Annotated in this window: 1 protein-coding gene; it reads right to left on the reverse strand. The window is 40.5% G+C overall.

All coding sequences use genetic code 11. The annotated features are described in order from the left end of the window. On the reverse strand, positions 1–321 hold a 321-nt coding region (locus AC0IXC_RS29135), incomplete at both ends, for a DUF11 domain-containing protein (RefSeq protein ID WP_471653716.1).

The raw sequence follows: 321 nt of genomic DNA on the forward strand, positions 1-321 counted from the left end.
CTTCATTATCTGGAATTTCTGTAATCGTCACTCGGAACGTTACCTCAATACTTCCACCATTCATTAATAATGGAGTAACTGTAAATCCTATTTCTGGATTTAAACCAAGTTGCTGCACCCCACCTATCGTTACACTCTCTTCTACAAATGTCGTTCCTTCTGGTATGACATCTTGGAAGAACACATCTGTAACAGTTATAATTCCTACGTTTGAAATTAGCACGGTATACGTTAATACATCCCCAACCGCTCCAGTTGCAACGTCAACGGTTTTTGTTGCTGTTACTTCACCAGGAGGAGGTAACGGTATCGTAACTACTG

Source organism: Bacillus sp. AC266 (assembly GCF_979253805.1).